General features: G+C 49.3%; 22 protein-coding genes and 1 pseudogene. 8 read left to right on the forward strand and 15 right to left on the reverse strand.

The annotated features are described in order from the left end of the window. Positions 1-198 precede the first annotated feature (198 nt). From KQY15_RS19310 to KQY15_RS15500, 5 genes and pseudogenes are all read right to left on the reverse strand, one after another. Entirely contained in the window at positions 199-612 is a 414-nt protein-coding gene (locus KQY15_RS19310) for a methyl-accepting chemotaxis protein (RefSeq protein ID WP_372449324.1), read from the reverse strand. Between the two features lie 123 nt (positions 613-735). After that, positions 736-1401 (reverse strand): annotated as a pseudogene (locus tag KQY15_RS19315) (PAS domain-containing protein); the annotation flags it as partial. Then, positions 1313-1495 (reverse strand): hypothetical protein, encoded by a 183-nt coding sequence (locus tag KQY15_RS15490; RefSeq protein WP_217670965.1) that lies wholly within the window; start codon positions 1493-1495, stop codon positions 1313-1315. The pseudogene KQY15_RS19315 and the gene KQY15_RS15490, both read right to left, overlap by 89 nt. A 148-nt stretch (positions 1496-1643) precedes the next feature. Then, a complete protein-coding gene (locus KQY15_RS15495) occupies positions 1644-2063 on the reverse strand; it encodes a hypothetical protein (protein WP_217670776.1) in 420 nt (139 codons plus the stop codon). Positions 2064-2154: 91 nt separating this feature from the next. Continuing rightward, the gene (locus KQY15_RS15500; protein ID WP_217670778.1) at positions 2155-2436 is read right to left on the reverse strand and encodes a hypothetical protein; all 282 of its coding nucleotides are present in this window, start codon (positions 2434-2436) and stop codon (positions 2155-2157) included. 611 nt (positions 2437-3047) lie between these two features. Between KQY15_RS15500 and KQY15_RS15505 the strand changes: the two genes are divergently transcribed. Continuing rightward, positions 3048-3632, forward strand: coding sequence for a class I SAM-dependent methyltransferase (locus KQY15_RS15505; protein WP_254795762.1), 585 nt, complete (start codon positions 3048-3050; stop codon positions 3630-3632). Further along, positions 3629-6517: a DEAD/DEAH box helicase family protein gene (locus KQY15_RS15510; protein ID WP_217670780.1), complete on the forward strand. Its 2889-nt coding sequence runs from the start codon at positions 3629-3631 to the stop codon at positions 6515-6517. The genes KQY15_RS15505 and KQY15_RS15510 overlap by 4 nt, the downstream gene beginning before the upstream one ends. Positions 6518-6843: 326 nt before the next feature. Here KQY15_RS15510 and KQY15_RS15515 read toward each other — a convergent pair whose 3' ends face one another. Then, a complete protein-coding gene (locus KQY15_RS15515; RefSeq protein WP_217670782.1) occupies positions 6844-7353 on the reverse strand; it encodes a TlpA family protein disulfide reductase in 510 nt (169 codons plus the stop codon). Positions 7354-7650: 297 nt separating this feature from the next. On the opposite strand from KQY15_RS15515, the gene KQY15_RS15520 reads away from it, so the two are divergent. The 3 genes from KQY15_RS15520 (at position 7651) to KQY15_RS15530 (ending at position 10102) form a co-directional block, all read left to right on the forward strand. Continuing rightward, positions 7651-7800: an entericidin A/B family lipoprotein gene (locus tag KQY15_RS15520; protein WP_254795763.1), complete on the forward strand. Its 150-nt coding sequence runs from the start codon at positions 7651-7653 to the stop codon at positions 7798-7800. Positions 7801-8011: 211 nt separating this feature from the next. Beyond that, positions 8012-8656, forward strand: a complete 645-nt coding sequence (locus KQY15_RS15525) for a DUF642 domain-containing protein (RefSeq protein ID WP_217670959.1) — start codon at positions 8012-8014, stop codon at positions 8654-8656. A gap of 180 nt (positions 8657-8836) precedes the next feature. Then, on the forward strand, positions 8837-10102 hold the full coding sequence (locus KQY15_RS15530; protein ID WP_254795764.1) for an EAL domain-containing protein: 1266 nt from the start codon (positions 8837-8839) through the stop codon (positions 10100-10102). Here KQY15_RS15530 and KQY15_RS15535 read toward each other — a convergent pair. The 9 genes from KQY15_RS15535 to KQY15_RS15575 form a co-directional block, all read right to left on the reverse strand. Further along, entirely contained in the window at positions 10046-10267 is a 222-nt protein-coding gene (locus tag KQY15_RS15535) for a hypothetical protein (protein ID WP_217670784.1), read from the reverse strand. The two genes, KQY15_RS15530 and KQY15_RS15535, sit on opposite strands and share 57 nt — an antisense overlap. A 270-nt stretch (positions 10268-10537) precedes the next feature. Beyond that, a complete protein-coding gene (locus KQY15_RS15540) occupies positions 10538-10858 on the reverse strand; it encodes a hypothetical protein (RefSeq protein ID WP_217670786.1) in 321 nt (106 codons plus the stop codon). Positions 10859-11018: 160 nt separating this feature from the next. Further along, on the reverse strand, positions 11019-11501 hold the full coding sequence (locus tag KQY15_RS15545; protein WP_217670788.1) for a hypothetical protein: 483 nt from the start codon (positions 11499-11501) through the stop codon (positions 11019-11021). Positions 11502-11560: 59 nt separating this feature from the next. Next, complete coding sequence (locus KQY15_RS15550; protein WP_217670790.1) at positions 11561-11731, reverse strand: hypothetical protein; 171 nt, start codon at positions 11729-11731, stop codon at positions 11561-11563. Positions 11732-11997: 266 nt separating this feature from the next. Continuing rightward, positions 11998-12531, reverse strand: coding sequence for a hypothetical protein (locus KQY15_RS15555; protein ID WP_217670792.1), 534 nt, complete (start codon positions 12529-12531; stop codon positions 11998-12000). Positions 12532-12533: 2 nt separating this feature from the next. Further along, positions 12534-13919 (reverse strand): hypothetical protein, encoded by a 1386-nt coding sequence (locus KQY15_RS15560; protein WP_217670793.1) that lies wholly within the window; start codon positions 13917-13919, stop codon positions 12534-12536. A 166-nt stretch (positions 13920-14085) separates the two neighbouring features. Next, a complete protein-coding gene (locus KQY15_RS15565) occupies positions 14086-15150 on the reverse strand; it encodes a DUF3083 family protein (protein ID WP_217670795.1) in 1065 nt (354 codons plus the stop codon). Between the two features lie 141 nt (positions 15151-15291). Continuing rightward, on the reverse strand, positions 15292-15780 hold the full coding sequence (locus KQY15_RS15570) for a TspO/MBR family protein (protein ID WP_217670797.1): 489 nt from the start codon (positions 15778-15780) through the stop codon (positions 15292-15294). A 61-nt stretch (positions 15781-15841) separates the two neighbouring features. Then, positions 15842-16684, reverse strand: coding sequence for a LysR family transcriptional regulator (locus tag KQY15_RS15575; protein ID WP_217670960.1), 843 nt, complete (start codon positions 16682-16684; stop codon positions 15842-15844). Between the two features lie 116 nt (positions 16685-16800). On the opposite strand from KQY15_RS15575, the gene KQY15_RS15580 reads away from it, so the two are divergent. Genes KQY15_RS15580 through KQY15_RS15590 form a run of 3 tightly spaced genes read left to right on the forward strand, consistent with a single transcriptional unit; the run spans position 16801 to position 21241 of the window. Next, entirely contained in the window at positions 16801-17976 is a 1176-nt protein-coding gene (locus tag KQY15_RS15580; protein WP_217670799.1) for an acyl-CoA dehydrogenase, read from the forward strand. Between the two features lie 2 nt (positions 17977-17978). After that, a complete protein-coding gene (locus KQY15_RS15585) occupies positions 17979-20207 on the forward strand; it encodes a dehydrogenase E1 component subunit alpha/beta (protein ID WP_217670801.1) in 2229 nt (742 codons plus the stop codon). Then, positions 20204-21241: a malonyl CoA-ACP transacylase gene (locus KQY15_RS15590; RefSeq protein ID WP_217670803.1), complete on the forward strand. Its 1038-nt coding sequence runs from the start codon at positions 20204-20206 to the stop codon at positions 21239-21241. The genes KQY15_RS15585 and KQY15_RS15590 overlap by 4 nt, the downstream gene beginning before the upstream one ends. Positions 21242-21347 lie beyond the last annotated feature (106 nt).

The following is a 21347-nucleotide window of genomic DNA, read 5'->3' on the forward strand; positions in this document are numbered from 1 at the left end:
CTGACTGACAGCTAGTCTAAGCCAGTTAATTCATTTTATGAATCTTTAGCTGTCAGGTATTTCAGTTTTAGCCAGCCTGACCCTGATAAGGGTGTAGCAAGCAGGTTCTGGCAATGGCTGATAAAGCCGCTGAAACATTAACCATCAGTAACGTCTGGTTGTCAGGCTGTAGTCGATATCAGACAGTCACAAAATGCCCTATTGTTTTAACCTTAGAATCAGCTCGGCCACTTCGGCCACCCCGCGCTGCACGTCGTCAAGCCCGCTGCTCACCCCCGATATTTTTTGCTGACCCTGAGCCGACGCCTGCTGAATTTTACTCATTTGCTGATAAATCTGGCTGATTAAGCCGGCGTTGCTTTCAATAACCGTTGCCACTTTATTGGTGGCCTCGCTGGTGCGCGCGGCTAAAGTACGCACTTCATCGGCTACCACGGCAAAGCCCCGGCCCGACTCTCCGGCCCGGGCCGCTTCTATTGCTGCGTTTAATGCCAGTAAATTCGTTTGATCCGCTATCGCTCTGATGGTGGTAACAATTTCCTGAATACTGTTAGACTGCTCGTTCAACTGTTTGCTGATAGCACTGGCACCGTCGACCTCGCTGGCTATCATGCCAGAGGTGGTGACGGCTTCGCTAAGCGCCTGGCTGGCCGATGCGGTTATCCGGGCTGTTTTGTCTGAGGTGGCCGAGGCCTGATCAGCAGCATCATAAGCCCGGATAATGCGCGCGGTAATGTCGCTGGCCAGTTTAACAATTTTGGTAACCTGGTTTTTTTCGTTAAATATCGGATTGTAGCTGGCTTCCAGCCATATCGACTGGCCAGCTTTGTTTTTTCGCTCAAACAAGCCTGAAAAAGCTTTGCCCGCCGCCATTTCCTGCCAGAACCGGGGATTTTTTTTATAGAAATCGGGGTAACAGAACATTTCGTGATGCTTACCAACTATTTCCTGCTTCTGGTAGCCGGTTGCTGCCAGAAACAACGAGTTAGCATCTTCAATAATGCCTTGTGGTGTAAAGTGAATAATGGCGGTGGTGCGGTCAAACGCGTCAAACACCGCATTCTGAAAATCCAGCCGCTGCTGGTTTTTGGTAATATCACGGGCAATTTTTATAATTCTGGTTACCTTGCCTGCCGGATCTTTCACCGGAAAATAACTGGCATCCAGGTACATTACCTCTGCCTGTTTAGTACGCCGTTCAAATACACCACTATGGCTTTGCCCCACCGCCAGCTCGCGCCAGAATTGTTTATAATCGGCCGACGCCGCATAGTCTTTGTCACAAAACAGCCGGTGGTGCTGGCCCAGTACCTCATGTTCCTGATAACCGGTTGCCTGCAAAAACAACGGGTTTACCCGGCTGACCACGCCATCGGGGGGTAAATTCAATATAGGCAACATGGGTGCGAATGGCTTGCAGAGCAGCGTTGCTCTCGTCCAGCTGCTGCTGGCAGGCCGTCAAAGCGGGTTGCAAATCAGGTGTATTCCAGAACATAGGTACTCCGTAGTTTGGGCTATATGTCAACGCTATCAGGGCGTCAGTTAGTTTTGCGTCTTAATAAACCGCATCGGTGCTCCGTTACACCCTTAAGTTGCAACTTTTTGTACCAACCAAACTGTCCTGGTATTTCAGTAAGCGTTAATCAATCAACCGCCAGCCTCTGCTGGTTATCGGTATTAAATCCATGCGTCTCCAGCCAGTCGAACGCCTGCTGCGGGTGCATAAATCTTTGCAATTCAAAGCGCTGTGGAACCTTCTTCACCATCTTGTCCAGCTGGAACTCTTTCACCGTATTGGGCCAGTAAACATGGGCCGAGTAACGCAAATTATGCTCAATAGTCCAGCCAACCAGTTCTTTAATAATTGGCTCAATACCGGGCACGCCTAAATGCCAGTTTTCCAGAAAGGTAATATTAGCCCAGTCACCACCAGTTAATGGTATTGCTGCAGCTTTAAAATCACGGGCATAATCTTTAGCATCCAGCTCGGTCCAGCTGCCTTTTACCATGGCGATTAATACGTTGTTATCCAGCCAGATATTAAATTTAGGGTTGTATTTCATATCAGCGGCCTTGCTGTCAAAAACAGTTTAAGCGTAGCAGGCATTGCTAAACCGGGCGCAATTTTAACCGGTATTAACAGAACAGCTGAGCCTAACCGTAATTCCAGCTTAGACCATGCTGGGCGAACAGGGCACAGTCTTTATCAAACCACTGTTTAAAGGGTGACACATCAAAGCCGTGCAACTGGGCCAGGTAGGCATAGCGCAGCGAGGTGCTCAGTAAATCAGGGTAGCGCCATATTTTGCCAAAGGCCACCACGCAAAGCGTTGGCTGTTCGGCCAGTATTTCAAGCACTTTCATTACCTGGTGTAAGTAGCGTAGCTCTGCAGTTAGCGCCGGGCTAATTGGTGCAGGCGGTGGAGTATGCTGCATAAGCCGGCCCTGTTAGGTTGTACTGTGCTTAATTTAGGGTATCGGCCGGGGTAATAATAGGTTTAGTCAGTTATCGTCAGTTTGATGTGTACTGATATCGTACATATCAGCATTCGCTCAGTGAACAATACATAGCTTCAGGGAGAATCGGTTTGCTCTAAGTCAACCGTTGAGGCCCTGGACGGGCGGACAAATGCGCATGGAGCGCATTTGAACAGCTCTGCTGGCCCGAAGGGTAAACTTCATGGATGGAAGTTTATAAACGAGCCCCCATGGATGGGTTCACGGCGTGTTGACGTGAGCAAACCGGTTCGGACTATCAACAATCTTTTTCCAAAAAGCACGCTGTTTAACTTCACCTATCAGGCTAACTGAGTCGGCTCTGTGGCTTAACTCTGGTTTGGTAAAGGTGCTCCAGTGCTTCGCTAATGGTCATATCGTCGTTTTCGCCAAGGTAACGCTCTACCTGCTTATTCACAAAAATAACCGCTTGTCTTTGTGCTGCTTAAAACATGAGTGAGCTTCTCCTCTAATAATTCACCGAAATTCAAATTTATATTGATGCGATAGCTGGTTATTGGTACAACAATCGCCAGTTAAGTAAGGCGCTAATGATGTCAGTCGAGTTTTATAACCTTAATGCCAGCCAATTTGCCGCAGACACGACTAATGTCGATATGTCAGAGCTTTATGCCCGTTTTTTACCAAAACTGCCGTCGAATGGCGTTATATTAGATGCGGGTTGTGGCACAGGGCGTGATAGTCGTTTTTTTCTAGCTAAGGGTTTTACTGTTTGTGCATTTGATGCTAGTACGGAAATGGTGCGTTTAGCCCGTGAGTTAACCGGGCTTGATGTTCGTCTTGATACTTTTTTGTCTTATCAGTCCGATATCCATTTCGATGGGATCTGGGCTTGTGCATCTTTGTTGCACGTCGCGGAGGCTGAGCTTGCTGCAACATTTAATCACCTTGGCACGTTTTTAAAACCAAATGGTGTTCTTTATTGCTCTTTTAAGTTAGGTTTAGCTGAAATGCAGCGTGATGGCCGCTGTTTTACCCAAATGACGGCTGACCGCTTGGGTGTTGCTTTATCCGATACTCGACTACAAATATCAGAGCACTGGATCTCGGATGATGCCAGACCGGGCCGTAGCCATGAGCAATGGCTTAATGCGTTATTGGAACCTAGGGTTTGACATCCTCAACTTTGTATCAAGGTAATATTCTCACCACTGGCGGTGCCGTTGATCCTTTACTGCCAAAATTAATCTATGCCATCAATCATGCCTCTGAGATTGAAATTAGCGTGTCTTTTATTCAAACCTCTGGCATACATTTATTGTTACCGGCACTTACCGATGCGCTTGAAGCTGGTGCTAGCATCAAAATTCTGACGTCAGATTATTTGCAAATTACTGCGCCGGAAGCGTTACGCCAACTGTTATTACTCTCTGAGCGCGGCGCAGCCATCAGGTTGTTTTGCTGTGGTGCCAGCACTGCCTTTCATATGAAGGCTTATATTTTTGTCAAATGCCAAAACGGGACAACAGAGCAAGGTTGCGCTTATGTCGGTTCAAATAACATCAGCCGCACCGCCCTGTTAACTTCGCATGAATGGACCTTGCGGCATGATTTTGTCGCTGCCGAGGCTAATTGTCAGTTCAGTGATATTCGCCGCCAGTTTGTCAGTATTTTTACTCATAAACAGAGCGTACCACTGACCGAGCAGGTTCTGGCAGGCTACCTTAAGCGCTATCAGCAAAATCGCCAGCAACGTTTGCAGCTAGTTGGCGCAGAGCTTGAACAAGAGGCCGTCATCACACCTAACCCGGCCCAACAGGATGCATTGGCAGCGCTACAACTTAGTCGTCAGCAAGGTTATAAACGTGGCTTAGTTGTATTGGCTACCGGCATGGGTAAAACCTGGCTGGCAGCCTTTGATGCAAGGCAAGTTGACGCGAAAAAAATACTTTTTGTTGCACACCGCGAAGAGATATTGCTGCAGGCACAGCAAAGTTTTGCCCGCTTAAACCCGTTAAAGAGCAGCGGTTTATATTTCAGTGGCGAAAAAGCTGCAACTGCAGATATGGTTTTTGCATCTATTCAAACATTAAGTAAAAAAGAGCATTTACAGTTATTCGCCACAGATCACTTTGATTACATAGTAATTGATGAGTTTCATCATGCTGGCAGCCCCAGCTATCATCAGGTGTTAAACCACTTTAAACCGAACTTTTTACTGGGCTTAACCGCGACGCCTGAGCGCAGTGATCAGGCGGATATTCTGGCGCTGTGTGATAACAACTTAGTGTTCGAGCGTAACCTGGTGCATGGTATTGAAAGTGGTATTTTGGTGCCGTTTCATTACTTTGGTGTTTACGATCAGTTTGTCGATTATCAGGAAATTCCCTGGCGTAGCGGTAAATTTGATGCCACAGCACTGGATGCCGCTTTTGCCACCCGCCAGCGGGCAAAGCATATTTTTGAACACTGGAATAAGCACAAACAACACCGGACATTGGCGTTTTGCGTGTCACGCAAGCATGCCGATTACATGGCAGACTATTTTACCCAGCAAGGGGTGAAAGCGGCTGCGGTTTATCAGGGGAGTACTTTGCGTCGCAATGAAGCCCTTGAGCAATTGGATAACGCAGTCATTCAGGTATTGTTCTCTGTCGACTTATTCAATGAAGGAACAGATTTACCCTCAATAGACACGGTGTTAATGCTTAGACCAACCGAGTCAAAAATCTTATTTTTGCAGCAACTAGGGAGGGGCTTGCGCCGAGCTGACTTATTGAATAAAAGCCGTCTGGTGGTGGTTGATTTTATTGGTAATCACCAGTCTTTTCTTAATAAACCTGCCGCTTTATTTAATGTCAGCGGCGTGAAAAATATTAGCCGCACCATCATAGATGAACCGGTAATAGCACCAGGCTGCTACATAAATTTTGCGCCGCAAGTTGTTGAGTTTTGGCAGCAACTGGTACGCAGAGTTAAAAACACAGCAGCAGAAGATTTTGTCCAGCTGACAGCTGAAATTGGTCGCCGACCAACCGCTGCTGAGTTTGCTTTAGCCGGTTATGATCTGCTTAAAGTGCGTAAGCAACACGGCAGCTGGTTTCAGCTGGTAGCAGAGCAAACGCAGGATCAAGACTTGGCTAGGTTAGTGCAACGTTATGGTGATTGGTTGCTCGACGGCATTGAAACTACGGCTATGGCTAAGTGTTTCAAAATGGTGTTGCTGCGAGCTTTTCTGCAGTTAGATGGTTTTAATACTGCGGTTAATACTGAAGAGTTGTCAGCACTGAGTTGGCAAATTATTAAGCGCAGGCCAGATCTGATTGAAAAAGACGTACCAGCGGAGCTGCAACACCAAAAGGAAGCTAGTGTAAAATGGCATCAATATTGGTGTAAAAACCCGATCCATTTTTACGCCAAACAAGATAAGCATGCGGCAAAAGCCTGGTTTGTGCTGAGCGAAGAGCGATTTAGCGCCAACTTCAGCGTTCAGCCGGATGACGTGGCTTTGCTAACAGAGTTAAGTCACGAGCTGATAGATCTTCGCCTGCTGCAATATACTTTGCGCACGCCAGCTCCAGCAGAAACCTCTAGCGAGTTGGATCGCCAGCAACAGAACGTGACCAATGTGCTGCCGTTTTATCCCGCACTAAAAATTGCTTGTGGCCATTTTGGTAGAGGTATGCCGGATGGTGCAAAAATGCTGCAACTGCCAGAGCATTATGGCCATTTAAATTCTGAACAACATTTTATTGCACCGGCAAAAGGCAATTCGATGAACGGTGGTAAGCAGCCTATAGTAGATGGTGATTTGTTGCTACTGGAATGGGTTACACCTGTAAATGCAGGTTCAATTTCGAATAATGTTATGGCCATTGAGCGCCTAGATGAAGCCGGTGATGCCGAGTATTTGTTAAGGATAGTGAAAAAGCAGGGACCAGGCGTTTACCTGCTTAAAGCGCAAAACCCGGATTACAGCGACTTAGCAGCAAATGAGACTATGCGCACTTTCGCCAGGTTAAAAGCAGTGATTTTACCGCAAGATATCACCAAACTGTAGGCGGTAGGCAGTCAACACCTTTTTAGCTTCTATACTACTAAACCAATTTTCGGCTTCCTCTTTTTCTTCAATCCGACGACAGTGCCATCAAAAGACTGCAGGGCGGTTAGCTTTCAGGTTGTTTGGGTATCAGGTAAAAATAAGTATTACCTTGTTTTTTATAGGGTAGTTTGCCAGCTTCCCGAAGATGCATAAGCTCGCAGCTAGACACCTTCAGCGCAGCCTTCGCTTTTTTACTCGTCAACCAACTCTGATTATCTGGTTCTGGTTTAATTGGCTTTACTGGCACAGTAGCCTCCTGAATCAATGTGGTTGGGAAAAAGCTACTACCGCTTCGCCGCTATCTCCGCCAAATCATCCGCCAGCGATTTTGCTGGTTTTTCTATTATTCTCCCTAACTCGCGGCCGTTATCCAGCACGATAATTGTTGGGGTATAACGCAGGTTGTACTGGCTGTGCAGTTGCTGCGGGTGTTGTTTTTGCTGGTTTACCGTTTCTAACTGCAGAGTGTTAAGGGCAACGCCAGACTGCTGCACTAATTTTAGCAGGCGGGGTACTTCGCGTTCGCTGTCGTGACACCAGCTGCCGAATAGCACCAGTAGCTGCAGGCCGGTAAGCTGTTGCATTTGGGCCAGTGCCCCGGCTGACGGCTGATAACTGGCGTATTCTGCGGCGAAACCCGGGTACTGGGCCAGCAGCGCTTCACCGCTGATGCTGCCAATGGTTGCTGGCTGTACCATGCTGTGCGGGTTGGCTTTTGCGGGGGCCGTCGTTAACGCTAGGCTGGCGATGGCAGCACTAAGAACCGCAGCAGTAACAACAGCATAATAACGCATGGTAAAAACCTCAGGGCAGGCAGGGCAAGTTTGCGCTTTATAGTAGGCAAGCGGCGGCCAACATACAATGGCTTTAACCACAGCGCGTGGCTGCTTGCAGTGGGCTGCAAACCTGCAAGAAATACCTGTGTTATTGTAATTATTTTAAAAAACCTGCCAGCGATCTTTTAAAAATTAATATAAAACAAATGCTTACAGTTGGTTCGGTTTTTGCTTTTTCTGGGTGTTTTAAAGTAACTGCAGCGTGTTTATTACTGCAGCCAAATTTTTTAGCTTTTGCAAAGCAAGGAGAACACCATGGAAAATAAAACACCCCGTTGGTTAAGTTTAGTTATGGTTGCCTTATTCAGTACTGCTGTGGCGTCTTGTGCCACCATTGAAGGTGCCGGTAAAGATATTGAGAGCGCCGGTGAGGCCATTCAGGAAGAAGCTGAAGAAAATAACTAAGTTTGCTACCTGGCGTTTAGGCCATTAAGCCGGCTTTGTTGTTATGCAAAGCCGGCGATTATTGTTCAAAAACAGCTGCTTAGCATTCCCTTGTTATTATTTACAATTCTGGTTAAAAAAAACACTTAACATATGTTCCTAAATGTTCTGGCTACTGGTATGATGTGCTCGTTTAGTAACCGCTAATTAGCAGAATGTTTGAGGGATCAAGATGTCATTAGTTTCTGTTCGTACTTTATTAGGTGCCGCCACTTTGCTGGCTGCCAGCTTCAGTAGCCAGGCTACCTTAATCGTTAACGGCGATTTTGAAGAAAACTTTGTTGCTAGCAATAACTGGAAATCTTTTGCCAGCAGTGCTGTAGCAGGCTGGCAGGGTAGTAATATTGAAATTTGGAATGCGTTAAATGGTGTTATTGCCGCCAGTGGCAAAAACTTCATTGAATTAAATGCCCATGGTAGCAACGTTGGTGCCTGGTCTATTTTCCAGACTTTTGCTACCGAAGTGGGTCGTGATTACCAGTTAAGCTTTTATTACCGTGCCCGCAATAATAACAGTGAAGCTTTTGAAGTTAGCTTCGCCGGTTTAACTCAGGCCATGACCGACCACACCAAAGCGGGCTGGAGCTTTTTCAGCAGCATTTTTACTGCAACCGCTGAAACCTCAACGCTGCGTTTTACTTCATTAAACAGCGGCACCCAAGGTAACTTAATTGATGCGATAAACGTTTCGGCGTTACCAGTGCCTGCACCTACTGCTGTGCCAGAGCCTGCTACGCTGGCTGCCTTTGGTGCTGGCTTGCTGGCGTTAGTAGGTGGCCGCCGGCTGCGTCGCAACAAAGCGAAAAACAGCTTATAAGCAACCTGCTTAGCTAAATAACGCCAACCTCCGGGTTGGCGTTTTGCATTGTGGCGGGCAGAAGGTCAGGTTGTCATACGGTTGCAATATTCGCGTCTTATTCTACCCAGCTGCAGGGATGTAGCAACTGCCACGGACAGGGTTGGCTAAAGCGGTAAGCTAACTGAAAGAGTAATCAGCTTGGGTTTAAGTGACTATCATCGTGACGAGCTGCGCCATATTCTGGCCAACAAACGCCTGACCCCATTGTTTCAGCCCATAGTGCGGCTGAGTGATGGTCAGAATCTGGGCTTTGAAGCCTTGATCCGCGGGCCGTCGAACAGTGCCCTGCACTCGCCGGGCAACTTATTTAAAACCGCCATTAGTTATAACCTGCTGGAGCCGCTGGAGCTGCTGTGTCGCGAGCTTAGCATTAATGCTTTTGCCAAAGCCGGCGCTGCTGGTCTGCTGTTTTTAAATGTAAACCCGCTACTGCTGTTAACCTCTGATCACCCGTCCGGCCTGACTAAAAAAATGATTGAAGCGGCCGGCCTGGCGCCGGAGCAAATTGTTATTGAGCTGTCAGAACAGTTTCAGGTAGAAGACACCGACCTGTTTATTAATGCGGTAAAGCATTATCGCGAGTTTGGCTTTAAAATTGCCATTGATGATTTAGGCAGTGGCTTTTCCGGCCTCAGGCTCTGGTCAGAATTACGGCCGGATATTGTGAAAATAGACCGCTATTTTATCGACCAGCTGCACCAGGACCCGATTAAAAAAGCCTTTGTAAAAAACATTATTGAAATAGCCAAAGATACCGGCTCCAGCATTATTGCTGAGGGTATTGAAACCAGCGAAGAGCTGCAAATGTGCCGGGAGCTGGGCGCCGAATATGGCCAGGGTTATTTGCTGGGACGGCCGCAAGCCGATTTTCAGGACAGCCCCACTGCGCTGGCACCGCTGCTGGCCCAAAGCCCGGTAAAACTGAACCAGGCGCTGGACCCGGTAATTATTGCTATTGCGCCGGTGCTGCTGACAACCCCGGCAGCCGACGTAGCCGAGTTATTTACCGCCGATAAAAGCCTGGCTTGCATTGCCGTGGTGGACGACCAGCAGCGGCCGGTTGGTGTGGTCAGCCGCAGTGTGCTGAATGAAAAATTCTCCCATACCTTTGGCCGGGCGCTGTATCAGCGTAAACCGGTAAGCTACTGCATGGAAAAAGCCCCGCTGGTGGTCGAAAAAAGTATGTCGATAGACGATGTCAGCAGTCTGATCAGTGATGATGCCGACGACGCCAGCCTGTATTTTCTGGTAACCGACAACGGCCGTTATTATGGCCTGGGTTCGGTGCGCAAAGTGCTGAAGCAAATAAGTGAAAATAAAGTGTTTTTTGCCCGCTACACCAATCCGCTAACCCTGCTGCCGGGCAATGTACCGCTGAACCTGCATATCGATAACCTGCTGTAACAGTTCGGTAATTAACTGCTGGCTGTCGATACCGGACAAATCAGTAGCCCAGGGTTTGGCGTAGCGGTATAAGTCGCGCAGAATGCTGTCGCGCTGCCAGGCAGGCTCGATATCCTGCAGAAAATAGCGGCCGTAAACGTTATCGTTAATGGCGCTGATGGCCATAGCTGCAAGTCTTGCTGTGAGTCGAAGTCCTCATCGGTGAGTTCTTCATATTCTTCAGGTGTAATCAGCTGATTATCAATAGCCTCACGCAACTGCGCTTTTACCAGCATAATATCGTACGGGAACCCATGACCAGAGACGACAGCTTCCCGAATCAATTGCGGGTTATAGCACTCAACATGGCAGTATTTTCTTAATACGGTTTTAAGTGGTTCTTTAATTTTAGTCATTGATACATATTGGTTATGAGATTAGGAGGTAAACTAAAACCTATTCCGGATAAAGGGACTGCAAGCTTGCCCGACATTCCAGTAATCGATTTTTTATCCATACATCTTCAATTACGTCTGTCTGACATTTTTTATCAAGTAAAAGCTGTTTAACATTCACAAATTGATCAAACTCACCTTGCTGATGAATCTTTTTCATTGATTTCAAACAGGCTTCAACGTCTTTAACGTAAATCCATTCGTCATTTGACCAAATGGTGTTTTTAGTTTTATAGGCCTCTGAAATTCTTTTCACGGCTTCACTTTTACCGTCAATATAGTCAAGTAGCAGGTCTAATAAATTGGTCTTTGATATTTTCATTGATGTAACCAGGATCATACTAAGCTGTACCTCGGGCGAAACGTGCTGCGGCGTGTTGTTATCAATCGTGGCGATTTTTTTTATTAGTCGCTAGCTTCAGGGCATCATATTTCATAACTTGTTAAGAGTATGCTTTAGGAGCTGAATACAGGACCGGTTATTAAGTGATACCCAACTGACTCAGCAAGGGTAATAGCACGCTTTCCACCCGCTCATCAGTTATCTGAAATTCTTGTGGACGGGACGCCATAATATGCGATTTGCGGCTTTTATTTACAATTTTAAAGCCAGGTTTGGCGTAGTCACCCGCGTTCATACTGCGGCCCAGTAAAATCTCTTCACCGCTAAAAGTGGCCGCAACACTATGCTGATCTTTGGGTAAGCCGCCTGCCGATGGTTGACGCCAGAATCCGTTAATAATTGTGTCCTTCAGCCAGGGCAATGCAGTAAGGGGCAGTTCAAGCTGATTTTCCGTATCGTACAGTTTACCCTTGCTAATACGGTAAATAATCAGCAGTTTATCGCCAGTAAAATACTGAACAAGTTTATTAGCAGCGTCATCCAGCTGCTCGTCCGCTAGATGGCGATATGAAGTTCTTGCGGCAACCGTGTTTAGAAGAGTAATCTCATTCATAGTTTGCATTATTTCCCGGTAAGCCGGATGGCTTTAATTGTGTTACGGGACTCCAGCATTCTCAGCGTCTACGGCTTAAGCAGGTTCCGGGTGACTTCATCTATCAGGTTTTGCAGTACCATTTGCTCCGGGCTGGCAAGTTCTCGTGACGCCAGAACGGCATAGGTAAATTTCGTTCCCGACGATAGCTCGGTAGATGGATTCTTGCCAGCTGCGGCATTATCACGAATAAATACCATCTGGTTCCTAGTCGATATCAATACATCGGGCGAAACGTGCTGAGGCGCGTTGCAATCAATAGCGGCGATTACTTTATCTGCCGCCTGCTTCAAGGAGTTATAGTCCATAACTTGTTCAGAGTGCGCTGTAGGTGGTTTACCAATAAGGTAGGCTGATGTACTGACGAAACAGCAGCATGGATGCTGTGCAGGCTGAAGGGGCACAAGGATGTGATCCTTGAAGCCGGTGAAGTCGGTATTTCTGCCTGCCTGATATGTAATGAGTTTTAAAGCGCATTCTGCTGATATTTGTCTGCAAGGGTATGCCAGGTGTCTAACAAACCACCTTCAAATAGCAAGCTATCTGAGAACGAAATTTGCTGAAAAGTACTTGGCACTTTGCGATCTTCCCGGGAGAGGTTATTGATCTGGTAGCCGCCGTCACCACGTTGATTACCAGCATCGACTAATCTACAAATCGCCAACTGTTCTTTTGCTACTGGCTCCTCGTTTGTCATAATTTTGCCATGGGGTAAGCCGCCTTCATGTGGCATTTTCCTAAAAAAATTCAGCTTCTCGATAAACCATGGTAGTACTTCTAACGGAGCGTCAAATTGAGACGTAATTTGAAATTCTGGGCCGTCTTTGGGTTTTATAATTCTGTGACGGCAAATAGATAAATACGTATCTTGTTTGAAGAAAGAATAATAACGTCCTGGATAGTTCAGATGATCTTCAACCTTAGCAATTAGTTTGATTCCGGCAGGAGGGTCTGTAGGATCAGTTATAGTCTTAGTACTTTGTAAAAACAGCTGGTTCATGATTATCCTTTAATCGGCGTCAGTTTAGGATTAACAACAATAGCATCGCCATATTTGTCTATGGAGATCATCCTCCGTTCAAAGTTAACTGTCTCAACAACGCCATACTGTTGTTTACCGCCCAGTAAATTTTTGGTGAGGCCATTTCCAAGATAGTGCTGGTTGTTACCCAACGTTTTGTGCATGTCCGTTCTTTTTTTAAGTAGTGCCAACTCATCCTCAGGCATATTCTGCTCAGTAAAGTAATCATAAGCACCATCAATATCAGCTGGAGATTCCATAAACGGAGAGTTACAAGCTTCTTCATACTTCTTTGCGTAGTATTGCTGGTTTTCATCAGACAACAATAAATCAATTTCTTCATCAGTGAACTTGCTACTAAGCTCTTCTTTACAAAACTGATTTAATCCTTCAAACGATGCCACGACACATTTGGTATCAGCTATTTGGTAAGCTTTTTCAGTATCGATAATTGCTAATGCGTACTCTGTGTTTGGATCATACTCAATACCAATCATTTTGCAGATGAGTTCAGGGTCTGAATCTGCCGCTTCCATTTGGTCAAAGGTTGTAGACCAATATTTTGCTCCTTTGCCTGTATTGCCCTCCATTGCAGCGCCTAAAGAATTGTATTTTAAATTGCTGGCCGCCATAAATCTGACATGGAAACTCTCGTTGGCAACTTCACCGGCTTCTGCCATAGCCAACAACTCGGCATCTGAATACTTGGGCTGATAACCACTTTGTTCAATTTGTTTACGCCGCTCTGCCAGAATTTGCTGAGCATGTTCAAGGCTTTCTGGTATTACCTTTTTAGACGGTGCCGCTTTGGCGGTTGGTGTGCTGTTTGCCTCATGCCCCGCGGTTTTGGCGGCTACCGGCTGAGTTGTAGTGGTAGCGCCGCCTTTGGGTTTGCTGGCTTTGCTGCCAGAGCCAGAAGGGCTAGCGGAGTTTGCGGCAGCTGCACTATTGCCGGGCATGGCGGTGCTACCCGCCGGGGTGTAGGTATTGCCGCCGATGGGCTCGGGTGGGGAGGCCCAGCCGTCGGTCAGCTGCCATACCCGCAGCTCGTCCTGCTGAAATAGCTGCAACAGCTCGGTAATTAATTGTTGGTTGTCGATGCCGGATAAGTCACTGACCCAGGGTTTGGCGTAGCGGTACAATTCGCGCAGAATGCTGTCGCGCTGCCAGACAGGCTCGATATCCTGCAGAAAATAGCGGCCGTAAACGTTATCGTTAATGGCGCTGATAGCAAAAGTGCTGGCCATATCGGTATAACAGAGCCGGTTTTTACTGACAAAAAAGATCTCGCCCCATTTGCCATAAAACAGCTGGCCGTCGAATAACAGGGGTGTTAACTCCGCCGGGATTTCCGTTTCCGTGATCATTGCCGCATCCGTTACTGTAGATATTAACGTTTAATTAATTATTGGTAGCATTTTGTTTTCTTATTGACAGCTTGTCAATGCCAGATGGGCTTTTAGCAAGGATAAAAAAGGCCGGCAATTGCCGGCACCTAGACGAGTATAAACGGGTACAGACGGGTAGCAGATATCAGCCGTTGTAACTAATGTGTTGATGAAAGCGGACGGTTAAATCCTGTTTCTCCGGGTTAACGGCCAGTTTGTCGGCAAAGCTGCGCAGGGCAGTCTCAACCTGATTCATAAAGCGACCATAGCCGGTTTCGGTCATATCATCATTACCGGCAACGATAATAATATGGATGGCTTCCACCAGGTTATCGCCCTGCCAGTCACTGATAAACTGCGCGCTGTTATTGGCCGGGTCAAAGCCCAGTAGCTGCAGCTCGCCGGTGGTTTCCGGTTTATCAAACTTACTGTTGCGTACCAGCGGCGTTAAGCCGTTGCCAATAATGGCTACCCGGTTTAAGTCTTTAGCCTGAATGGCGCTTTTCAGCTGCTGCTCAAGCTGTTGATACAGCGGGCTGTAATCCAGACTGTCATTGGCGACATACTGCTGCTTCAGTGCCCGGCTAAGTGGCAGAGTAAGGTGCACATAGGTTAAGGCGCTATGCTCTGGTAATTTGAGCTTGCGGGTAGCATAACGGCCGGCAATCGCCCGCAGCTTATAGCCGTAACTTTCCCTGTCGCCTTTATTTTTCGCCAGTAAGTCGTAAGACAAATGCTGGTGGTCGCGGATTTTAACTTTCAGGTTCTGCTCTGGCAGGGTGGCTTGCAATTGCTGCAGCAACTGTAAAACCCGCTGATGGAAGTCTGCCGCATTGGCCCGGATGTCAGTACCGGTTGCCAGGAATAACAACCGGATTTTCCGGGCCTGATAGCCTGGCTGGCTGAACAGGTTTTGCGCCTCGTGGTAAGCCGGATTATAGAAAAACAGAATTTGTTCAGTAGTCTGAAATACATGGGCTTCGGTGTGAAACCGCACCACCGGCAGTTTATCAGTGGCAATTAAATGCACGTTATGCAGGTTCAGACTGTCGGCCAGACCAAACAGCTGCTGACTAAGTTGCTGATAGCACGCCTGCTCGCTGCTAAAATGCTGGTAAAGTGCCTCGGTGGCTTTAATTTCTGCCAGGATGTACTGGTTAGATTTCGCGCTGGCCGGAAGATACACTTTATGTTGGGTGCTGATAGGCATGGAAACTCCTGTATTGTCTGCGACGGGCGCATTATACCCTGATGCACGCTTTTTAGCCGCTGTTTAGCGGCTAATTAACCCGATTTTTTGCAATTTTTTTGCCGCAAATCAATGTCCGGCCGCAACAAGCTCCGGCCGGCACTACAACACGCCGGGATTAAGCTGCCAGATACTAAAGTTAAGTACAGCGGCAAAGCTGACCCACAAAATATAGGGGATCATCAGTAAGCCCGCCCGCTTTTTATGACGCCAGAATAGCAGCGACGTGATAATAATCAGCGGCAGCAACAGCATAATATTAACAAAGGCCAGCGCACCCTGATACCAGGCAAAAAACAACCAGCTCCATAATGCATTCACCGCCAACTGGACGAAATACAGCCCCAGCGCCAGTCTGGTTTGCTGGCCAGTGCGCCAGACCAGCCAGGCGGCTACGGCCATCAGGGTATAAAGTGCGGTCCAGACCGGGCCAAATAGCCAGGCTGGTGGCGCGAAAGCCGGTAATTGCAGTTCAGTATAAAAGCTGGCTGCGTTAATGGAGCCCAGCGCGCCGATAGCAGCGGCCAGATAAGTGAGTGCCAGTAAGGTCAGCAGCATCAGCGCCTGGCGTAACACAATTGTCAGATGCATAGTGAATAACCTCCCAAACGATTATTGCCAGATGTACGGAGCATATTCAGTTTAGATCATCTCAACCTCTGGCCGCAGTTTGCTGGCACAGCTGACGGAGTATTTGTAGGGCATGGCTGTCCTGATTACGGCCATGGGCCAGTACCAGGGTTCGTTCCAGCTGCAAGCCCTGAATTGGCCGCAGGGTAACATCGCTGCGCTGGCGCAGGCTGTCCAGATCGGGTACCAGGGCGCAGCCGACACCGGCCGATACCAGGCCAAGCGCGTATTCGATGGTTTGAATATCGGCGCGGATATCGGGCCGGATGTCGCGACGCAGTAACTGCGGATAAAACGCAGCCCAGGCATCGCATGGCAGCCGTTTAATTAACGGTAAGTCGGTAAAGTCGTCCAGGCTGATATGCGGCTGCAAACTAAGCGGCCAGGCGGGCGGCAGGGCCAGTAAGTAGCGGTCATGCCACAGCGGTTGCAGCACTTCGCCGGTTTTCTGTTGTTGCGGGGTAATAATCCGCGCATCGCAGGGTTCGTCCGGTTCCACTAAATGCAGTTCAAGGCCTGCTACCTGCTGGCTGAACTCGCGCAGCAGCGCACTCATCCGTTCTACCCCCAGTGCCTTAATTAAACCAAGCCGGAACTGCACCCGGTTTACCGGGGTATGAAACGACGCTTTTAACGATTGCAGCTGACTTAGCAATTTACCGGCATGCTCGTACAGTTTATCACCATCTTCGGTGGCCGTTACCCCTTTGGCCAGGCGAATAAACAGCTTAACGCCAAGCTCCAGCTCTAGCTGGCGTAACGCCGCCGACAGCGAGGGCTGCGCCACACAGCACTGCCGCGCCGCAGCACTGATGCTGCCTTGCTCATACACGGCGACAAAGTAGTTAAGCTGACGAATATCCATAGTCAAAAACTATACCAGATACAGAATTAATATATTTTAACTTTATATCAGGCCGCAGTAGAGTGAGCAACAGACATACGATAATGTTAATTTTTGACCCAGCATGAGGTAGCGATATGGCCCGCCCGGTATTCGATTGGCAAGACCCGTTTCAATTATCCGCAATGTTAAACGAAGAAGAGCGGATGATCCGCGATACCGCTCATCAGTATTGTCAGCAAAAATTGCAGCCACGGGTATTGCTGGCTAACCGCAATGAACATTTTCACCGCGAAATAATGACCGAACTGGGTGAACTGGGCCTGCTGGGTGCTACCCTGCCGGAAAAATACGGCTGTTCGGCAGTAAATTATGTTTGTTATGGCCTGGTAGCACGGGAAGTAGAGCGGGTAGACAGCGGCTATCGCAGTGCGATGAGTGTGCAGTCATCGCTGGTGATGCACCCTATTCATGAATATGGCACTGAAGCGCAGCGCCAGAAATACCTGCCGAAACTGGCCAGCGGCGAGTGGGTAGGTTGTTTTGGGCTGACCGAACCTGATGCCGGCTCAGACCCGGCCGGTATGCGCACCGTAGCGAAGAAAACCGCCAACGGCTATTTGTTAAATGGCAGTAAAATGTGGATCACCAATTCGCCGATTGCCGATGTGTTTGTGGTGTGGGCCAAACTGGATGGTGAAATCCGCGGCTTTGTGCTGGAAAAAGGCATGAAAGGCTTAAGTGCGCCGAAAATTGACGGTAAGTTCTCGCTCAGGGCATCCATTACCGGCGAAATTGTGATGGACAATGTGGAAGTGCCGGAAGATGCCATCTTCCCCGAAATCCGCGGTTTAAAAGGCCCCTTTGGCTGTCTGAATAAAGCCCGCTACGGTATTGCCTGGGGCGCCCTGGGTGCGGCCGAATTCTGCTGGCATGCAGCACGGCAATATACTCTGGATCGCACCCAGTTTGGCCGGCCGTTGGCTCAGACCCAGCTTATTCAGAAAAAACTGGCGGATATGCAAACCGAAATCAGTATTGGCTTACTGGGCTGTTTGCAGGCGGGGCGGTTAATGGATGCCGGCCAGCTGGCACCGGAGACTATCTCGCTGATTAAGCGCAATTCCTGCGGTAAAGCGCTGGATATTGCCCGCCAGGCCCGCGATATGCACGGCGGTAATGGCATTGCCGATGAGTACCATGTTATCCGCCATGTTATGAACTTAGAGGCGGTTAACACCTATGAAGGCACCCATGATGTACATGCGTTGATCCTGGGCCGGGCCCAGACCGGTTTGCAGGCATTCAGTTAGCCATGACAGAACCTTTTCATCCCTGGCTGCAGCAGTTTCTGCAGCAGATAGACAATAGCAGCCTGGCACCTGCCAGCAGTTTGCAACAAGGCCTGAGCGACAGCGAGCTTTACCAGCTGTGGCACAGCCAGCTTAGCAGCCGGCTGCTGGATTTGCAGTCTCGGCTGTTGCAGGCCAAAGGCCAGAGTTTTTATACCATTGGCAGCGCCGGCCACGAAGGCAATGCCGCAGTAGCCGCTGCACTGCGCTTAACCGATCCGGCGTTTTTACATTACCGTAGTGGCGCCTTTTTTATTGAACGCAGCAAGCAATTGCCGGGCAGCACGCCGCTGTACGATATGTTGTTGTCGTTTTGCGCCTCCAGTGATGACCCTATTTCCGGTGGCCGGCACAAGGTGCTGGGCAGCCTGGCCCTGAATGTGCCGCCGCAAACCAGTACCATTGCTTCACAGCTGCCCAAAGCTGTGGGTACCGCCTTTGCAATAGATTTAAGCAAGCGCCTGGGGCAACAGGGTACCTGGCCGGCAGATGCTATTGTAATGTGCAGTTTTGGTGATGCCTCGGCCAACCATTCCACTGCTCAGGGGGCGATTAATGCAGCCTGCTGGGCGGCGTATCAGCAGGTGCCGCTACCAATGCTATTTGTCTGTGAAGACAACGGCCTGGGTATTTCCACACCAACACCGCAGGGCTGGATAGAGCAAAGCCTGGCCGATCGGCCTGAGCTGCGCTATTTTGCCGCCGATGGTCGCGATTTGGCACAAACCCTGGCCGTTGCGCGTAAAGCCGCCCATTATGTGCGCAGTAAACGCCGGCCGGCACTGTTGCATTTATCTACCGTCAGGTTATTTGGCCATGCCGGTGCCGATACTGAAACCGCTTATCGCAGTAAAAACCTGATAAACGCCGAGCTGGAGCTGGATCCGATCCTGGCCAGTACCGCCACCATGCTGGCCCGCGGCATTTTAAGCCGGGCACAGTTATCAACAGCCGTGGTCGATTTAGCCCGCCAGATCAGCCGGGTGGCGGCGGTGGCCAGCAGCCGGCCTAAATTAGAAACTGCCGCTCAGGTAATGGCAGCCATAGCGCCACAGCGACCGGCATTGCCGGCGCCACCACTACCGGGCAGTGCGATTCGCAGCGCATTATTTGATTTTGATAAGCATAACCTGGGTAAACCACAGCATTTAGCCAAACTGCTGAACTGGACCTTGCATGACTTATTTGTTCAGTACAGTAATACCGTGCTTTTTGGCGAAGATGTTGCTAAAAAAGGCGGTGTTTACGGTGTATCGCAGCATTTAATTCAGGCGTTTGGTGGCAACCGGGTCATTAACACCCTGCTGGATGAGCAAAGCATTCTGGGTATGGCAATCGGGCTGGCGCAACAGGGCTTTTTGCCGGTTGCTGAAATTCAGTTTCTGGCTTACGTACACAATGCCGAAGATCAGATCCGTGGTGAAGCAGCTACCTTGTCGTTTTTCTCTAATGGCCAGTTTCATAATGGCATGGTGGTACGGATTGCCGGCCTGGCTTATCAGCGCGGCTTCGGTGGCCATTTTCATAACGATAATTCGTTTGCCATCTTCCGTGATATACCGGGTATTGTGGTGCTGTGCCCGTCTAATGGTGCTGATGCGGCCTTATTACTGCGCCAGGCCGTGCAGCTGGCGCATGAACAAAAGCGGCTGGTGATATTTTTAGAGCCGATTGCCCTGTATATGACCCGCGATTTACTGGCCCCCGGCGATGGCGGCTGGCTTTGTGAATACCCGCTACCCGATACGCCACTGCCGGCACTGGGTGAGCCGGCGGTGTTTATTCAGGGCCCTGAGCATGCCCCGGCAACACGGCCGCAACTGACAATTATCAGCTATGGCAATGGTTATTATTTAAGCCGGCAGGCAGCAGCCGAGCTGGCGCAGGCCGGTTATACCCTGCAGCTGCTGGATTTACGCACGCTGGTGCCACTGCATATCGAGGCCATTGCAGCGGCACTGGCCGATTGCAGCCAGGTGCTGATTGTTGATGAATGCCGCAAACGTGGCTCGCTTAGTGAAGAGTTATTTACTGGCTTACATGAAGCACGGCCGGGCTTTTATCAGCTTAGCCGGATAACTGCCCACGACAGCTTTATTCCGCTGGGCGCGGCTGCCTATGCGGTATTGCCGTCGAAGCAGCAGATTATCGAGAAGGTGCAGCAACTGCTAAGCGGAGAAAATGCAGCATGAGCCAGAAAAAAACCGCATTAGTGGTATGCCCGGGCCGTGGCAGCTATAACCGGCCGGAACTGGGTTACATCTCGCAGCAGCTGGCCGCTGACGCGCCGTTTCGCCAGCAGCTGGCCGAATTTGATCAGCTGCGCCGCGAGTTGGGCCTGGCAACGGTTACCGAGCTGGATAGCGCGGCCAGTTTCAGTAGAAGCCTGCATCTGAAAGCTGAAAACGCCGCTGCGCTGATTTTCAGTGCCGGTCTGGCCGATTTCAGCCAGATTAACCGCGATAAATACGATGTTGTTGCCATTACCGGTAATTCTATGGGCTGGTATACCGCGCTTGGTTGCGCCGGCGTCTGGCAGGGCCGGCAAAGTATGCAGCTGGTAACCAGTATGGCCCAGCTAACGGCTGGTGCTGCCGGCGCCCAGTTTATTTACCCGCTGGTAAACAGCGACTGGCAAATTGATATTGATCATCAGGCCCGGCTGGCAGAGCAATTGTATCTGCATCAGGGCGCGTTGTTTATGTCGATAGCCTATGGCGGTTATGCGGTGCTGGCCGGCACCCAAAGAGCGGTGCAGCAGGCAATGCAGGCATTGCCGCCTTGTGACGAACGGTTTCCGTTGCTGTTGCCGGGCCACGCGGCTTTTCACAGCCCGTTAATGCAACCAGCGGCAGATCAGGCCCAGGCCCGCTTCGCTGACAGCTTATTTACCACGCCACAATTTCCAATGATTGACGGCCGGGGCAAGCAGTGGCCGGCGCAACTGGCGCAGCCTGCTGCACTAAAAGCCTACACTCTGGGCCAGCAGGTTTGCGATACCTTTTATTTCAGCCGCGCCATTCAGGTTGCGGTTAAAGAGTTTGCTCCGGAGCACATTATTTTGCTTGGGCCGGGCAGTGGTTTGGGTGGTGCTGTGGCACAAAGCCTGATTGCGATTAACTGGCAGGGCCTGGAGTCAAAGCAGGATTTCAGCGCTGCCCAGCAGGCGCCATTGCCATTTGTCCTGAGTATGGGGTTGCCAGAGCAGCGCCAGCTGGTTATCTGATAGCGGCTTTATGCCGCTGTTTTTTCGTTTTATTCACCGTTAAAAGCCGGCTATTGAGCGCAAGCCGGTTTTTTTTGCTTGCTAACATACAGACGTGTATGTATAT

Source organism: Arsukibacterium indicum (assembly GCF_019100565.1).
In the GTDB taxonomy this organism is placed as follows: Bacteria; Pseudomonadota; Gammaproteobacteria; order Enterobacterales; family Alteromonadaceae; genus Alishewanella; species Alishewanella indicum.

Excerpts from the sequence above, each read along its gene's own strand:
- KQY15_RS15550 (WP_217670790.1), bottom strand. The coding sequence starts at position 11,731 with ATGGTATTTATTCGTGATAATGCCGCAGCTGGCAAGAATCCATCTACC.
- KQY15_RS15560 (WP_217670793.1), bottom strand. The coding sequence starts at position 13,919 with ATGATCACGGAAACGGAAATCCCGGCGGAGTTAACACCCCTGTTATTC.
- KQY15_RS15580 (WP_217670799.1), top strand. The coding sequence starts at position 16,801 with ATGGCCCGCCCGGTATTCGATTGGCAAGACCCGTTTCAATTATCCGCA.
- KQY15_RS15525 (WP_217670959.1), top strand. The coding sequence starts at position 8,012 with ATGTCATTAGTTTCTGTTCGTACTTTATTAGGTGCCGCCACTTTGCTG.
- KQY15_RS15505 (WP_254795762.1), top strand. The coding sequence starts at position 3,048 with ATGATGTCAGTCGAGTTTTATAACCTTAATGCCAGCCAATTTGCCGCA.
- KQY15_RS15515 (WP_217670782.1), bottom strand. The coding sequence starts at position 7,353 with ATGCGTTATTATGCTGTTGTTACTGCTGCGGTTCTTAGTGCTGCCATC.
- KQY15_RS15585 (WP_217670801.1), top strand. The coding sequence starts at position 17,979 with ATGACAGAACCTTTTCATCCCTGGCTGCAGCAGTTTCTGCAGCAGATA.
- KQY15_RS15520 (WP_254795763.1), top strand. The coding sequence starts at position 7,651 with ATGGAAAATAAAACACCCCGTTGGTTAAGTTTAGTTATGGTTGCCTTA.
- KQY15_RS15500 (WP_217670778.1), bottom strand. The coding sequence starts at position 2,436 with ATGCAGCATACTCCACCGCCTGCACCAATTAGCCCGGCGCTAACTGCA.
- KQY15_RS19310 (WP_372449324.1), bottom strand. The coding sequence starts at position 612 with ATGATAGCCAGCGAGGTCGACGGTGCCAGTGCTATCAGCAAACAGTTG.
- KQY15_RS15565 (WP_217670795.1), bottom strand. The coding sequence starts at position 15,150 with ATGCCTATCAGCACCCAACATAAAGTGTATCTTCCGGCCAGCGCGAAA.
- KQY15_RS15545 (WP_217670788.1), bottom strand. The coding sequence starts at position 11,501 with ATGCAAACTATGAATGAGATTACTCTTCTAAACACGGTTGCCGCAAGA.
- KQY15_RS15570 (WP_217670797.1), bottom strand. The coding sequence starts at position 15,780 with ATGCATCTGACAATTGTGTTACGCCAGGCGCTGATGCTGCTGACCTTA.
- KQY15_RS15575 (WP_217670960.1), bottom strand. The coding sequence starts at position 16,684 with ATGGATATTCGTCAGCTTAACTACTTTGTCGCCGTGTATGAGCAAGGC.
- KQY15_RS15495 (WP_217670776.1), bottom strand. The coding sequence starts at position 2,063 with ATGAAATACAACCCTAAATTTAATATCTGGCTGGATAACAACGTATTA.
- KQY15_RS15540 (WP_217670786.1), bottom strand. The coding sequence starts at position 10,858 with ATGAAAATATCAAAGACCAATTTATTAGACCTGCTACTTGACTATATT.
- KQY15_RS15555 (WP_217670792.1), bottom strand. The coding sequence starts at position 12,531 with ATGAACCAGCTGTTTTTACAAAGTACTAAGACTATAACTGATCCTACA.
- KQY15_RS15535 (WP_217670784.1), bottom strand. The coding sequence starts at position 10,267 with ATGGCCATCAGCGCCATTAACGATAACGTTTACGGCCGCTATTTTCTG.
- KQY15_RS15490 (WP_217670965.1), bottom strand. The coding sequence starts at position 1,495 with ATGTTCTGGAATACACCTGATTTGCAACCCGCTTTGACGGCCTGCCAG.
- KQY15_RS15590 (WP_217670803.1), top strand. The coding sequence starts at position 20,204 with ATGAGCCAGAAAAAAACCGCATTAGTGGTATGCCCGGGCCGTGGCAGC.